At 64.6% G+C, this 13,769-nt stretch carries 12 protein-coding genes; 3 read left to right on the top strand and 9 right to left on the bottom strand.

Annotated elements, in window-relative coordinates; translation table 11 throughout:
• Window positions 1–66: 66 nt before the first annotated feature.
• A complete protein-coding gene (locus AC1DYM_RS19820; protein ID WP_477341269.1) occupies window positions 67–900 on the bottom strand; it encodes a LysR family transcriptional regulator in 834 nt (277 codons plus the stop codon).
• A gap of 113 nt (window positions 901–1,013) precedes the next feature.
• On the opposite strand from AC1DYM_RS19820, the gene AC1DYM_RS19815 reads away from it, so the two are divergent.
• Entirely contained in the window at window positions 1,014–2,015 is a 1,002-nt protein-coding gene (locus AC1DYM_RS19815) for a zinc-dependent alcohol dehydrogenase family protein (protein ID WP_477341267.1), read from the top strand.
• A 5-nt stretch (window positions 2,016–2,020) separates the two neighbouring features.
• Here the strand turns inward: AC1DYM_RS19815 and AC1DYM_RS19810 are convergent, their stop codons facing one another.
• Entirely contained in the window at window positions 2,021–3,010 is a 990-nt protein-coding gene (locus AC1DYM_RS19810) for a glycoside hydrolase family 43 protein (protein WP_477341265.1), read from the bottom strand.
• A 73-nt stretch (window positions 3,011–3,083) separates the two neighbouring features.
• Window positions 3,084–5,204, bottom strand: a complete 2,121-nt coding sequence (locus AC1DYM_RS19805; protein ID WP_477341263.1) for a TonB-dependent siderophore receptor — start codon at window positions 5,202–5,204, stop codon at window positions 3,084–3,086.
• Between the two features lie 362 nt (window positions 5,205–5,566).
• On the opposite strand from AC1DYM_RS19805, the gene AC1DYM_RS19800 reads away from it, so the two are divergent.
• Window positions 5,567–6,106 carry a hypothetical protein gene (locus AC1DYM_RS19800; RefSeq protein ID WP_477341261.1) on the top strand — a complete coding sequence of 180 codons (540 nt, stop codon included), beginning with the start codon at window positions 5,567–5,569 and terminating at the stop codon, window positions 6,104–6,106.
• Between the two features lie 134 nt (window positions 6,107–6,240).
• Here the strand turns inward: AC1DYM_RS19800 and AC1DYM_RS19795 are convergent, their stop codons facing one another.
• The 6 genes from AC1DYM_RS19795 to AC1DYM_RS19770 all read right to left on the bottom strand — a co-directional run bounded on the left by AC1DYM_RS19795 (window position 6,241) and on the right by AC1DYM_RS19770 (window position 12,797).
• Window positions 6,241–6,900: a M24 family metallopeptidase gene (locus AC1DYM_RS19795; protein ID WP_477341259.1), complete on the bottom strand. Its 660-nt coding sequence runs from the start codon at window positions 6,898–6,900 to the stop codon at window positions 6,241–6,243.
• A gap of 30 nt (window positions 6,901–6,930) precedes the next feature.
• On the bottom strand, window positions 6,931–7,518 hold the full coding sequence (locus AC1DYM_RS19790) for a TetR/AcrR family transcriptional regulator (protein WP_477341257.1): 588 nt from the start codon (window positions 7,516–7,518) through the stop codon (window positions 6,931–6,933).
• 3 nt (window positions 7,519–7,521) lie between these two features.
• Window positions 7,522–8,979 (bottom strand): efflux transporter outer membrane subunit, encoded by a 1,458-nt coding sequence (locus tag AC1DYM_RS19785; protein WP_477341255.1) that lies wholly within the window; start codon window positions 8,977–8,979, stop codon window positions 7,522–7,524.
• A complete protein-coding gene (locus AC1DYM_RS19780; protein WP_477341253.1) occupies window positions 8,969–10,504 on the bottom strand; it encodes a DHA2 family efflux MFS transporter permease subunit in 1,536 nt (511 codons plus the stop codon). The genes AC1DYM_RS19785 and AC1DYM_RS19780 overlap by 11 nt, the downstream gene beginning before the upstream one ends.
• Complete coding sequence (locus AC1DYM_RS19775; RefSeq protein ID WP_477341251.1) at window positions 10,501–11,514, bottom strand: HlyD family secretion protein; 1,014 nt, start codon at window positions 11,512–11,514, stop codon at window positions 10,501–10,503. The genes AC1DYM_RS19780 and AC1DYM_RS19775 overlap by 4 nt, the downstream gene beginning before the upstream one ends.
• Window positions 11,515–11,717: 203 nt before the next feature.
• The gene (locus AC1DYM_RS19770; RefSeq protein WP_477341250.1) at window positions 11,718–12,797 is read right to left on the bottom strand and encodes an NAD(P)H-dependent flavin oxidoreductase; all 1,080 of its coding nucleotides are present in this window, start codon (window positions 12,795–12,797) and stop codon (window positions 11,718–11,720) included.
• A 141-nt stretch (window positions 12,798–12,938) separates the two neighbouring features.
• On the opposite strand from AC1DYM_RS19770, the gene AC1DYM_RS19765 reads away from it, so the two are divergent.
• Window positions 12,939–13,643 (top strand): FadR/GntR family transcriptional regulator, encoded by a 705-nt coding sequence (locus AC1DYM_RS19765; protein ID WP_477341248.1) that lies wholly within the window; start codon window positions 12,939–12,941, stop codon window positions 13,641–13,643.
• Window positions 13,644–13,769: the final 126 nt, after the last annotated feature.

Below are 13,769 nucleotides of genomic sequence, written 5' to 3'. Positions count from 1 at the left end.
TTCATCGGCGATCCCGCAGCAGCGGGCAACCTCGCCGCAAGCACCCCTTCGCCGATGAATCGGCTCCTACAGATCTAGCTGGATTACCTCGTCGACGAAAGCACGCAACCGCGGAAGATGGCGCAGGTCCCTGTGATAGCCGAGCCATACATCGCGGCCGGGAGGCTCGTCGCCCAGATCGATACGGCGAAGACCTGGCGTCGCGTCGCCGAGTGGGCGAGGCAACACGGCAACGCCGACGCCGAGGGCACAGGCGCGCGCCTGCGCCTCACGGCTGTTACTGCGGAACGCGACCCGGGTTCCCGGCAGGCGCGTCTGTAACCACGCGACATCGGGCATGTCGCCGAACGCGGTATCCATCGTGATGCGCTGGCGTGGCGATGCGTCATCGTCCGTCTTCGCGGTATAGGCCGCGTAAGGCATGTGCAGGAGTTTTCGTTGGGCGATGTCCGGCTCGTCGAAGGGTGCGATACGAAAGACGAGGTCCGCCTCGCGACGCGCGAGGCTCAGCAGGCGCGCATCCGTCACCAACTCGATCGTCACCCCAGGATGGCGTCGATGCATCGACGCGACAGCGCGTGTGAGCACATGCGCACCAAACCAGTCCGAGGAGGACACGCGGAGGCTTCCGTCGAGTTCACCGGGTTGACCGCTGGCCGCCCGGGCGATGCCAAGCGCTTCGGACTCCATGCGCTCGGCATGGGCGAGCACGGCTGCGCCCTCGTCGGTGAGGAGGAAGCCTTCGCTCGTTCGTTGGAACAGCGTCTGGCCCAGTGCCGCCTCCAGCGCACGGAYACGCCGGCCCATCGTCGGCTGGGTCTGGCCGAGCTCGCGGCCGGCCGCGCCGAGCGTTCCGCCGCGCGCTACCGCCAAGAAGATGCGCAGGTCGCTCCATTCCATGCGGTCATCATGCATTTATGCATGGACGTCGTGCAATCCTGGCGGTTCTCCATGCACGATCGAGGGGCTAACTTAGGTGCCAAGGACGACGCCGTCGCCCACGAGGGCCCCGCATGAACACCTCACGTCCGATGTCAGCCCTTCGCCTGGATGCGCCGGGTTCGCCCCTCACCCTCGTGCAGCTTCCGCGTCCGGTCGTCAGCCCGGGGAAGGTACGGGTCCGCATCCTCGCCGCGGGCCTGAATCCGCTCGACACCAAGATCCGTGCCGGCCAGGCGGCGCACGCACGCCAGCCGGCACCTGCCGTGCTGGGCATCGACATGTCCGGCACCGTGGAAGCGGTCGGCGAAGGCGTCGAGGGCTTCGCTCCGGGTGATGCCGTGTATGGCATGACCGGTGGCGTCGGCGGGGAGCAGGGTTCGATGGCCGAGTTCGCCAGCGTCGACACGCGCCTGCTTGCCCATGCGCCGTCGCGGCTACCTCTCGCCGACGTCGCCGCCCTGCCGCTCGGCTTCATCACGGCGTGGGAGGGGCTGGTCGATCGCGCGAAGGTACAGGCGGGTCAAACCGTGTTCGTGCACGGCGGTGCGGGCGGTGTCGGCAGCATGGCCGTCCAACTGGCCGTCGCGCTGGGCGCACGCGTCGTCGCGACCGGTAGCGCCAGCCAGCTGGCGACGATAGAGAAAATGGGCGCAACCGCGGTCGACCGCCATGCGAACGACATCGCCTCGATCGTCGACGAATACACCGGGGGCGACGGTTTCGACATCGTCTACGACACACTCGGCGGCGCGACGCTCGACGCTTCCTTTGTCGCCGTCCGACGCTATGGCGGCCATGTCGTCAGCAGCCTTGGCTGGGGTACCCACTCGCTCGCACCCCTGTCGTTCCGCGCGGCGACCTACTCGGGCGTATTCACGCTGATGCCGCTGCTGACCGGCAACGGGCGCGAACAGCACGGCCTCATCATGGCCGAAGCGACGCGACTGGCCGACCAGGGCAAGCTATGGCCGGTACTGTCCGCGCAGCGCTTTCGACTGGCGGACGGTAACGCCGCCCTCGATCTCGTCGAGAGCGGCCGCTCCGCCGGCAAGGTGATCGTGACGATCCCCTGAGCGGATCAGCGCAGGGGATGCGCCTTGACCCCTTCATTGGTGATCTTCACCGGAAGGATCTTTCCGTCCTTGTCGAACGACATGACGTCGATCGAGGTCACGCGGTCGTTGGCCTTGGTGTCGCCCAGCGGGTGACGGTGATAGACGATGTACCAGCTGTCGTCCTTGGCCACGTGGAAGACCGAGTGATGCCCTGCACCGGTGGCGACTTTGGGGTCCTGCTTGAGGATCGTCCCCATGTTCTTGAACGGTCCCATCGGTGAATCACCGATGGCGTAGGCCACCGAGTAGTTGGGACCGCCCCAGCCGCCTTCGGACCACATGAAGTAGTAGTGCCCGTTGCGCTTGAACATCAGCGGGCCTTCGACGTACTCGGGGCCCGGCGTGATTTCCTTGAAGACCGTGCCATCGGCCATCGGCTCGACACCGGTGAAATCCGGCTTGAGCTTGACGATGTTGGCGTGCTTCCAGCCACCGTAGATCATGTAGTACGTGCCGTCGTCGTCATGGAAGACGAACTGGTCGATCGGCTGCGCACCGTTGTGAAAGGCGCCGACCAAGGGTTTGCCCAGCAGGTCCTTGAACGGGCCTTCGGGCTTGTCGGCCACTGCCACGCCGATACCACCCAGCTCCTTGTCGCTCTGGATGTCGTTGGCAGCGAAGAAGAAATAGTACTTGCCGTCCTTTTCGACCAGCGCCGGCGCCCAGAGCGCCTTTTTTGCCCAGGGGATCGCCTTCATGTTGAGCACATCGGCGTGCTTGGTCCAGTGCACGAGGTCAGGCGAGGAGAAGGCGTCGAAGCCGACCTGCTTGCTGTAGGCGAGCGAGGTGGTCGGATAGATCCAGTACTGGTCGCCGAAAATGGCGGCCTCGGGGTCTGCATACCATCCCGGAAAAACCGGGTTACCCGAATAGCCGGGAGGTGGTGCAGCCAGTGCGCCCGTGGACAGCAGCGCGGCCACGGCCGCGCTGCCGATCATCTTGCGAAACCCCATCGCGATCTCCGGTTCGACGTTATCGAACCATGGATCCTAACGGGTCTGGCCGTCCAAAGGGGACGATCGCGTATCAGAACCGGTAACGAACGGAGCCGACGATGCTGCGACGTGGACCGTAGAAGCAGTCGCCACGTGCGAGGCAGCTCGCGTTGTACGTCTGGTCGGTGACGTTGGCCGCATTGACGGCGAATCGCCACGGGCCCTGGGTATAAGCGAGCATCGCATCGAGGAGAGTCTTGTCGGGAACACGAAGCGTGCCGGTCTCATCGTAATTCACGCCGATGTAGCGCGCACCGAGGCCGAAGCTCAGGCCATCGCCGTCCGCGTCGTTGACGTGATACACGCCCCACACGGAGGCCTGGTTCTTCGGCAGTCCGGCGACGATCGTGCCGTCGTCGGGGCGTGCCTTGGTCCAGGTATAGGTCCCGATGAGGTCGATGTGACTGGCGACACGCGTCGAGGCCTCGAGCTCCACGCCGCGGGTCCTCGCGCGACCAGCCTGCACCTGATTCAGGGGGTTGGTCGGATCAGGCGCCAGGCGGTTTTCTTCGCGCAGGTCGTAATACGTCGCCGTGATCAAGGTGGCGCTGCCGACCGGCTGGTACTTCACGCCCGCTTCGTATTGTTTGCCACGAAGTGGCTCATAAGGCCGGTTGTAGAAGTCCAGGCTATCCAACGGCTGGAACGACTCCGTATAGCTGACGTAGGGCACCAGGCCGTTGTCGAACCGATACATCACGCCGTAACGCGTCGTGGTGGCGTTATCCACGGAGCGGATATCGCCCGTCGTCAGGGTGGCCCGATCATGACGAATGCCCACCGTACCGATCYAGTGCTCTCCCCAGTTGATCTGGTCCTGGAGGTAGACACCCGTCTGGCGCGTGCGGCTCGATGCCACCGGGAAGACGTCAGGGGCAACGAAGCCGTTGCCATAAACCGGCGCGTAAAGGTCGAAAGGCACGTCATCGACGCCGTCGCCCTGGCGCGAGTCCGTATGCGAATGGGCGAGGTCCACACCGATGAGGACGCGGTGATGCATGCCGGCCAGATCGATATCGGCCTCGGCGTGCGAATCCGTGGTCAGGCGCTTGTGCCTGTCGATCGAGACATAGCTGTAACGCGACACGGTGCGTTGCGCGTCGTCGAGGAACGGGTACGACGGGTTCGAATACACGTTCGGGTAAAGCGAGCGGTAGTCCACGTTGTCGTGCGAGTAGCGCGCGTTCTGGACGAATTTCCACGTGTCGTTGAAGCGGTGCTCGAAAAGCGAGGTCATCGAGCGCTGGTCGGTGTTGTAGCGATCGAAACCGGGTTCGCTGACAAAGCGATCGGTGCGGATACGTCCATTGGGATTGGGCAGGAGCGTGCCCGCATGCGGCAGGAAGTTCAGCGTCGATCCGCTGCGGTCGAACTGCAGGTTGGCGAGCAGCGTCCAGCTCGTGTCGGCATCCGGCTGCCACGTGATCGATGGCGCGAGGGCCTTGCGGTCATCGGGAACGTGCGCGACCTGCGCATCGGCGTCGCGTACCACGCCGATCAGACGGTAAGCCCAGTGCCCGGCCGCATCGAGCGGCCCGGTGAAGTCGAAGGCGAGCTGCTTGCGCGCGTTGTTGCCGAACTGGACGTCCACCTCGCGGCTCGGAGTGAACTGCGGCCGCTTAGACGTCAGCGCGATCAGGCCGCCCGTCGTGCCCTGGCCGTAAAGCACCGACGACGGACCACGCACGATCTCCAGGCGATCCAGAAAGTACGGCTCGGTGCGCGCATAGGCGTTGCCGAAGAACTGACGCAGGCCGTCGAGGTACTGCGTGAATGACGTGCCTCGCAGAAAAGCGTCGTCACCACGACTGTCCACCCCGTAAGCATCGGCACGTACGCCTGCCGAATAGCGGAGCGCGTCCTGCACCGTGAGCACGCCCTGGTCGATCATCTGGGTGTTCGAGATGACCGAGATCGCCTGCGGCGTTTCGATGATGGGGGTATCCGTCTTCGTGGCGCTACTGGCCTCCGAGCGTGTGTAACCCTCGTCGAGCTTGAGACCCTGGACCGCGACGGGGGCGAGCTGGACCGCCTTGTCACTGGAAACCTGGGCGACCGGCTCCGCCTGGGACGGCTGACTTTGACCCTGCGAGACAAGCGGGAGCAACGCCCCGGCGATCAGGAGCGGCAGCGATTTCCTGCGGAGAATCATGGTGTTGTCCTATAGGTCGGCGGAGGGCCCTTCTCCCTCGGTCCGAGCTCAATTGCGAATGACTATCATTCCAATGATGGAACAAATCGCCGGCTCGCGCAATCTTGCGATTTGAGAAACGCGCACAGACGCAAAGTCGTTGCATACATCGCCGTCCACTGAGACAGCACCGCCTCTGCGTCGCATGTGTGAACGTTGAGCGTCTTCCTGACGCACATCGCCGAAAGCGCCGATAACGAAAAGCGACACGGATAGGCCCCACTACTGGCTTTACCGAGTGGGGTTCGTCGATGGGAGTGAACTGGGCAACAGGTCTGATGAGGTGGCAGCCCTACGTCGAGGCATCGGGTAAGGCGCGTCCGTTGAATCATCTGCATCCCTTCAGGGTCAGGATCACGTTGCCGGCATCTGCAACCTCGGGAGAGATCGACCTCGATCTTGAAGTCGGTTTCTCCATGCACACCTTCACCCGTGGCCGATGTGCCACCGACGCCGTCGCGACGATCTACACCAATGCGCGTGAGTGCCGGACGTTCGACGACCTCCGCTACACGTTGTCGCACCGACTTCCCGAGGTCATCAAGGATCTACCGTCGCGAAAGTGCTATCACGCCCGCAATGACAACTACCTGAGCGTTGCAGACATAACGCTTCAAGAAGCGCCGTGTGACTACCGGATATTTTTCGTACTGCGGCGGTGGTCCGGAAAGCATGCCGGGTCGGAGCGACCGTGTGTCCGACTCATCGTGCAGAGCGCTTACGCAACACCCAAGTCCCGCAAGGGAAGGGAGAAGCTCATTCGCTTTCAGGTCTTGCTACATCGCACCCTGGGTTTGACCAAGGGCTCAAAAAAAGCGAAGGCCCCGCACGAATGCGGGGCCCCGTACACCGGAATCTCTTGATTATCCCACTCTTGGTGAGGACCCCTAGGGGCGGACGAACGCCGAGCCGGGTGCGCGTTCAAGACGAAAGATACTTGCAACAAAAGGGCTGTGCAATGCAGATGTTTCTGAGATCTGGGTAGGGGATTGTCCCTTCACGCCATCAGCAAGTCTTCGTAAAACGCACCGATCGGCAATATCGGATGCGCTATCTGGATCTCCAGGATCCATAACCCCGGCACCGGCACGGCATCGAAGCCACCGAGTGCACCGGCCTTGTGTACCGCATGCGGATAGTCGCCGACCCGGTGGCCCTTGGTGGCGTGGTTGAGGCGCCAGCCCATGGCATCCGCTTCGGCGGTGGCGTAGTCATACAGCGCGACGCCGGTGACGCCTTCGCGCCATCGTGCCTCGGTGCGCGAGAACAGCTCGCGCGATGCGTTCGCGCAGGCGTGCATCGTCGCGTCATCGCCGACCACAAAGGTGTCACCGACATCGCCCTCGTGGCCGTCGAAAACCGGGCCCAGGTCGATGAAGAAGATGTCGTTCTCGGCGAGCACCGTGTCCGGTGCGGAACGCTGCCGGAACGTCTTCAGGGTGTTGGCGCCAAAGCGGAGGATGCTCGGGTGCCAGATGCGCTGCATGCCGGCAGCGGCAAGACGTTCGCCGGCGAGTTCAACAGCCTCGGGCTCGCTCATGCCTGGCACGATTCGCGAGGCAATGTCGCGCAACGCGACCCACGATTGTTCGCGGGCCCCGAGCATCTGTTCTAGAGAGAAGCGTTTGCCGACGTTTTCGGCGGTCGCAACGGCCATGGCCCGGTCCTGCGTGAGTCGAGGCCCCGATTATCCCTCGCCGGCGTCGATACCCGCCAGTTCGAGTGCCGCGCGGCGGCCGGCGGCCAGCACTTCCTCGGACACCAGGGGATCATGGGTGGCGCGGGCCACCTGCATGGTCCCGGCCATCAGTCCGTAGAGGGCGATGGCACGTGATCGGGCCTGATCCGGTGACAGCGACGGCCATTGCGTGGCGGCGAGTTCAAGAAACTCGTTTACCCCGATCGTGAACGCCTCACGTACCGGATCCGAATGACGGGCCACCTCGGCCGCTACCGCGGATGAGGGGCAACCATGCCCCGGGTTATCCCGATGACGGATGGAGAAGTAGCTGCGAATGAGGCCACCGAGACCTTCGCCGGTGTCGATCCAGTGCTGCAGCCGCGCGACGCGCTCCTTCAGGGCCGCGGTCACCGCCTCGCGCGTCAGGTCTTCCTTCGACTCGAAGTGGTTGTAGAAGGCGCCGTTGGTGAGCCCGGCCGCCGCCATCAGCGACTTCACGCCCTCGCCTTCTATACCGTGTTCGCGGAAGCGAAGCGCGGCGGTCTCGACGATACGCTGGCGGGTCTGGTCCTTGTGATCCTTGTCGTAGCGCATGGCTCAGTGCTCCGTAGTGGCGACATCGTCGTGGGGTGCGTCCCAGCCACCACCGAGCGCGCGGAAAGCGGCGACCGCAGAGCGCGCATCGTTAGCGTGCACCTGCGCCAGCAAGTCGCGCGAGGCGAGCAGCTGGCGGTCTTCGTCGAGCACTTCGATCAGGCTGACCGCGCCGCCCTTGTACGCATCCTGCGCCGCATCGCGGGCACGGGTGTGCGCATCCACTTCATCGGTGAGCAGGGCGTGCTGGGCCTCGAGCTGGCTCAGCGAGACGATGGCGTTCTCGACGTCTTCCGTGGCGCGGAGCATCGACGCGCGATACTTCGCCAGGGCCTCGGCGTTGGCGCCTTTCGCCTGCTGGACTTCGGCGTCGACGCGGCCGAAGTCGAAGAGGCGCCAGTGCAGGCCGAGCGCGCCCTGCGGCTGGAAGGCAGCACCCGTAAACAGGTGGCCGCTACCGAGCGTACTGAAGCCCAGCAAGGCGGAGAGCGACATCGAGGGGTAGTATTCGGATACGGCGACACCGATCCGTGCGTTACTGGCGGCGAGCTCGCGCTCCGCGGCAATCACGTCGGGACGGCGACGAAGCAAGGCGGCGGGACCACCGGCGGCATCCACGCCGGGCACGACGTATGACTTGCTGGCGGCGCCAATCTCCGCGGCGTAGGTGCCTGGCGCAGCGCCCATCAACACGTCGAGGCGATTCAGCTGCGTCTCCAACTCGATCCTGAGTGGCGGGATCGTCGCCCGGGCCTGCAACAACAACGCCTCGGACTGCGCCGTTTCACGCGCCGTACCGACGCCATGCTCTGCGCGCAGGCGGACCAGGTCGACCAGGCCCGATTCATTCTTGATCTGCTCCTCCGCAATGGCGATCCGCTCCTGCGCGCCACGAACCCGGAAGTAGGCGTCGGCAGCTTCGGCAGCGAGGGAGATGCGCACGCCTACGTGGCTGGCTTCGGCCGCCTGGTACTCCGCGTCGGCCGCTTCAGCGCCGCGGCGCAGGCCACCGGCGAGGTCCAACTCCCAGCTGGCGCCGGCGCCGACGTCCTGAATCGTCTGCGCGCGCTCGTAGCCCGGGAAGGCGCTGGCGATCTTGCCCAGCGGACTGCTCGTCGACTGGTGCTGGCGGACGACATCGCCGTCGAGGCTGCCGCTCGGCATGCGATCGGCCTGCGCATGTGCCGCGGCGGCGCGCGCCTGCTCAACGCGTGCCGTCGAAGCGGCAAGATCGAGGTTCTGTGCCATCACGCGGTCGACAATGGTGACCAGCTCGGGGTCCTTGAAGCCCTTCCACCAGGCATCGAGCGACGGAGCCGGTGCGGCAATCTGCCGGGCGGCCAGCGCATCGGCTTCGTGCCAGGCCGGATTCGTGGCGACGTTTGGCCTGACGTAGTCGGGACCGACCGTGCAACCTGCGAGGCCCACGGCCAGCAGGGCGAAGAGGAAATTAGTGCGCATCGGCGGAAGGTCCTTTGGGCGGCTGCACCTTGCGCATCAACGGCACCATGACCGTCGCGATGACAAAGCACACCATGATGGAAAGGAAGGCATCGCTGTAAGTCAGCGTCTGTGCCTCACGGAACGTCAGTTGCCAGAGCGAGTGCAGCGCGGCGGTGTAGCTCTCGGTATCCGCCGGGTCGGGAAGCAGGTTGTTCATCGCTTCGTTGGCCGGCGTCAGGTGTTCGGCCATACGATAGAAATGCAGGTTGGTGCGGTCGTTGAGGATCGTGGCGCAGGCGGCGATGCCGATCGCGCCACCGAGGTTGCGCATCAGGTTGAACAGACCGGAGGCCTGCTTGAGCTTCGACGGCAACAGGCCACCCAGGGTGAGCGTCACCGTCGGCGGCACCGCCAACTGCTGGCCCATACCGCGCAGTGCCTGCGGAAAGAGCAGTTCGGTCGCGCTCCAGTCGTGCGTGATCGGCGTGAACTCGAACATCGAGGCAGCGAACAACGCCAGGCCGACCATCAGCAACCAGCGCAGGTCGACACGATTGGCCAGCATCGAGTAAATCGGGATGGTCAGGATCTGGAACACGCCAGTGGAGAACACCGCCTTGCCGATCTGCAGCGCGCTGTAGCCCTCCACGCGACCGAGAAACAGCGGTGTGAGGTAGATGGTCGCGAACAGACCGATACCGGTGACGAAAGAGAAGAAGCAGCCGAGCGCGAAGTTGCGGTCCTTGAGTGCGCGCAGGTCCACCACCGGGTGCTCGGCCGTGAGGCCACGCCAGACGAACAGCACGCCTGAGATCGCGGTGATCCAGGCCGTCGTGCGGATCGTCGCATCCTGCATCCAGTCCCAGCGCGGGCCTTCTTCCAGCGTGTACTCGAGGCAGCCGAGGAAAGCGGCGATGAGCGCGATGCCCAGCCAGTCGCCCACCTTGAGCAGGGAGAAATCGGCTTCATCGATCTTGACCAGGATCGGCACGGCGATGGTGACGAACGCGCCGGGAATCAGGTTGATGAAGAACAGCCAGTGCCAGGAATAGTGGTCGGTGATCCAGCCTCCCAGGGTCGGCCCGAGGGTCGGCGCCAGCGAAGCGAGTGCGCCGATCGTCGCGGCAGCCACGACGCGGTTCTTGCCTTCGAAGAACACGAAGGCCGTGGTGAACACCATCGGGATCATCGAGCCGCCGAGGAAACCCTGCAGCGCACGAAACACGATCATGCTCTGGATATCCCAGGCCAGGCCGCAGAGCAGGCTGGTGAGCGTGAAGCCGGCCGCAGACACCGCGAACAACCAGCGCGTGGAGAACACACGGCTCAGCCAACCGGACAGCGGAATCACCACGATCTCGGCGATGAGGTAGCTCGTCTGCACCCATGCCGTGTCATCGGCACCCGCCGAGAGACCGCCGCCGATGTCACGCAGCGAGGCGGACACGATCTGGATGTCGAGCAGCGCGATGAACATGCCAAGACACATGCTCGCGAATGCGAAGACCTTCTGTCCCTGGGTGAGATGAGCGATCGGGCTCATGGCGCTTTGGTGTCGATCGTCGTGGTGACGGAGAGGCCCGGACGCAACGTGCCGAGATCGCCGTCGCTACCGTCCAGCGTGACGCGGACCGGCACGCGCTGGACGATCTTGGTGAAGTTGCCCGTGGCGTTCTCGGGCGGCAACACGCTGAACTGCGCGCCTGTAGCCGGCGCAAGGCTGGTCACGTGGCCCTTGAAGGTCTTGCCCGGCAGCACGTCCGCGCGGACGTCGACTACCTGCCCGACGTGCATGCGCGCCAGCTGGTCTTCCTTGAAGTTGGCATCCACCCAGAGACCGTGGGCCGGCACGACGACGAGCATCTGGCTGCCGGCCGCCGCGTACGTACCGACACGCGCGCGCCGATTGCCGATGACACCATCGACGGGTGCGCGCAACTCGGTATAGGAGAGATTGAGCCGGGCCATGTCGGCTTCGGCGCGCGCCTGGCTCAGCGCGGCTTCGACCTGGTGCTTCTGCGTGTCGATCACGTCCAGTTGGCGTTGAGCCCCCTGCACCGCGGCCGAGGCGCGGTCCGTCGCTGCGTGCGCCGTCTGGAAATCCGCCTGCGCGCGCTGCGCACTTTCCACGGAGACGGCGGAACGACCGGCGAGATCGCGGTAGCGCTGATCGTCGAGCTTCGACCGGTTTGCTTCGGCCTGGGCGGCGGAAAGACCGGCCTGGGTCTGCGCGATCACGCTGTGTTGCAGCTGGGCCACCGCATCGAGGTTACGCAACGACGCTTCCTGTGCGGCGACGGCTGCCTCCGCTTTTTCCAGGGCCGCCTTGTAGTCGCGATCATCGATTTTCACTAGGAGATCGCCCTTGTGGACGGCCTGGTTATCGGTGACCGCGATGGTCTGGATGTAGCCGGGGACCTTGGAGCCGATCACCGTGATATCGCCACCGACGTAGGCGTCATCGGTGTCCTCGATGAAGCGACCGCTCGTCCACCAATGGCTGCCATACAGAACGACCACGACGACGAGGCCGACCAAGGCGATGATTTTCAATCTCTTTTTTCGTCCTGCCACTCGGGGGACAGGGGAATCGATGACGGCGGCCACGGCAGTACCTGCTGGTTAGTGAAATTACGAACGTACTTTTAATGAAGATGATACGCGTAATCTCAAGGGCGTGGCGCGGTTTTTTTTTACCGGACGACGAAAAGGCCGCCTCGCGGCGGCCTTGGTTCATCTCAGTCTGGCGTTAGCCGTTACACCAGTCGGAGCAGGCGAGCAGCCTGTTCCACGACATCCTGGACGATCTGGGCGGCCGCCGCCTCGCGGACCAGGGCGCCCGACTGTCCCGACCACAGCGGCTGGAAATCGCCGAGTCCATCGGGTTCCGTTGCGGCACGCAATGGCGTCAGGGGACCGCCAGCCAGTGGGAACGGTGGCGCGTCCGCCGACAGGATTCCCAACTCACGCATCACGCGGTTGACCACGCCCCGTGCGGGACGCCCGGTGAGCACGTTGGTGACCGCGGTATTGTCGTCACGTGCGGTGCGCAACGCGTTGCGGTGGGCAGCCACGCTGGTCGCTTCGTCGGAAAGCAGGAAGGCCGTCCCGAGCTGCACCGCGGACGCGCCGAGGCAAAGCGCCGCCGCCATGCCGCGTCCGTCGACGATGCCACCGGCGGCGATGACGGGCACTTTCAATGCATCCACCAGCTGCGGAACCAGCGCGAGGATGCCCGGCTGCGTCGCCATGTCGTCGGTAAGAAAGTTACCGCGGTGACCGCCGGCTTCGTAGCCTTGGGCGATCACGGCGTCACAGCCCCGGTTCTCGAGCCAGCGACCTTCGGAGACGGTGGTGGCCGAAGCGAGGACGACCGCACCGGTGGCCTTGACCCGATCCAGCAGGGCATCGGCCGGGAGACCGAAGTGAAAACTCACCACTTCGGGACGGAGCGACTCCACCAGCGAACACATCTGGGCATCGAACGGAGCACGTCCACCGGCGGCGGGAAGCGTGGCCACGTCGACGCCGAACTCCGCGAAATACGGCGCGAGCCGGGCGAGCCAGCGCTGCGTGTCTTCCGTCGTCGGCGTGACCGGCGTGTGCGCGAAGAAATTCAGGTTGATCCGTGAGCCCGGCACGGTCGAGCGAAAGAGCCGGACCTCGGCCTCGATCGTTTGCAGGGAAATGGATGCGCAGGGAAGGGACCCCAGTCCACCGGCTTGCGCCACCGCGATAGCGAGTGCGGAACCACCCGACCCTGCCATTGGTGCAAGGAGGAGGGGATGTTCGATGGCGAACAGGTCGAGAGCGCGACGGTCGGTCCAGGCAATCATGGCCATTCCTGAAGTGCGGCATCGACGGACAGGAAAGGGCACGTCGAAGCCTCGGTATGAGGATACCAAAGTGTCGCTTCTCTTTCGCCGCTCCCAACCCGTACGATGTATGCCTCGGGCGAATCGTCACAGGAGCAACGCATGGTGAAGCCCGTAGGCTCGCGCAGCCTTCACAACCAGGTCGTCGATGAGCTGGGCCAGCTGATTGTCAGCGGCCAACTGGCTCCCGGCGAGGGCCTCCCTCGCGAGGACCTGCTGGCCGAGCAGTTGCAGGTCAGCCGCACGGCGCTGCGCGAAGCGATGAAGGTGCTCGTGGCCAAGGGCCTTATCGAGTCGCGCCAGCGAACCGGCGCCCGTGTCCGCGAAGCGATCCATTGGAAGCAGCTCGACGCTGAGGTGCTGGCCTGGCGGTGCGCGTCCATGCCGACCGACAGCTTCGTCGAACAGCTGGTGGAAATGCGCGAGCTGATCGAGCCGGGCGCAGCCGCGGCGGCGGCCAGACGGAGAACGGACGCACAGATCATCGAACTCAAGACGGCTTACGATGCAATGGCGGCGTCGGAGGACCTCGACGCCTGGGCCAAGGCCGACCTCGCCTTCCACGAAACGCTGCTTAATGCGACCAACAATTCGCTGATGGTGTCGCTGTTCTCGGTGATCGAGACGGCGCTGGGAACGTTCTTCCTGCTCTCGGCGCGGAATGCGGCCAACTTCAAGACGGCCCTGCCACGCCACCAGAAGGTCTATGAAGCGGTTCGGCGGGGACAGCCCGAAGTGGCGAGGAAAGCCATGCTGGACATGGTGGCGGAGTCCCGCGCCAATATCCTCGGCCAGGGTCGCCGCTGAGCGCCAGGCCGCTTGCGAGAAGGCCTCCAGGGCACGATGCGCAACAAATGCTGCGCCGCAGCTTGCGGACATATAATAATAAAATACTACAATTGACCCACGGGACTATTTTGATCGGCGAGTGAC

The sequence above is a fragment of the Luteibacter sp. P1_D3 genome, assembly GCF_056406135.1.
This window is presented reverse-complemented; position numbering and strand designations above follow the sequence as displayed.

Excerpts from the sequence above, each read along its gene's own strand:
- AC1DYM_RS19815 (WP_477341267.1), top strand. The coding sequence starts at position 1,014 with ATGAACACCTCACGTCCGATGTCAGCCCTTCGCCTGGATGCGCCGGGT.
- AC1DYM_RS19785 (WP_477341255.1), bottom strand. The coding sequence starts at position 8,979 with ATGCGCACTAATTTCCTCTTCGCCCTGCTGGCCGTGGGCCTCGCAGGT.
- AC1DYM_RS19770 (WP_477341250.1), bottom strand. The coding sequence starts at position 12,797 with ATGATTGCCTGGACCGACCGTCGCGCTCTCGACCTGTTCGCCATCGAA.
- AC1DYM_RS19810 (WP_477341265.1), bottom strand. The coding sequence starts at position 3,010 with ATGGGGTTTCGCAAGATGATCGGCAGCGCGGCCGTGGCCGCGCTGCTG.
- AC1DYM_RS19765 (WP_477341248.1), top strand. The coding sequence starts at position 12,939 with ATGGTGAAGCCCGTAGGCTCGCGCAGCCTTCACAACCAGGTCGTCGAT.
- AC1DYM_RS19790 (WP_477341257.1), bottom strand. The coding sequence starts at position 7,518 with ATGCGCTACGACAAGGATCACAAGGACCAGACCCGCCAGCGTATCGTC.
- AC1DYM_RS19780 (WP_477341253.1), bottom strand. The coding sequence starts at position 10,504 with ATGAGCCCGATCGCTCATCTCACCCAGGGACAGAAGGTCTTCGCATTC.
- AC1DYM_RS19795 (WP_477341259.1), bottom strand. The coding sequence starts at position 6,900 with ATGGCCGTTGCGACCGCCGAAAACGTCGGCAAACGCTTCTCTCTAGAA.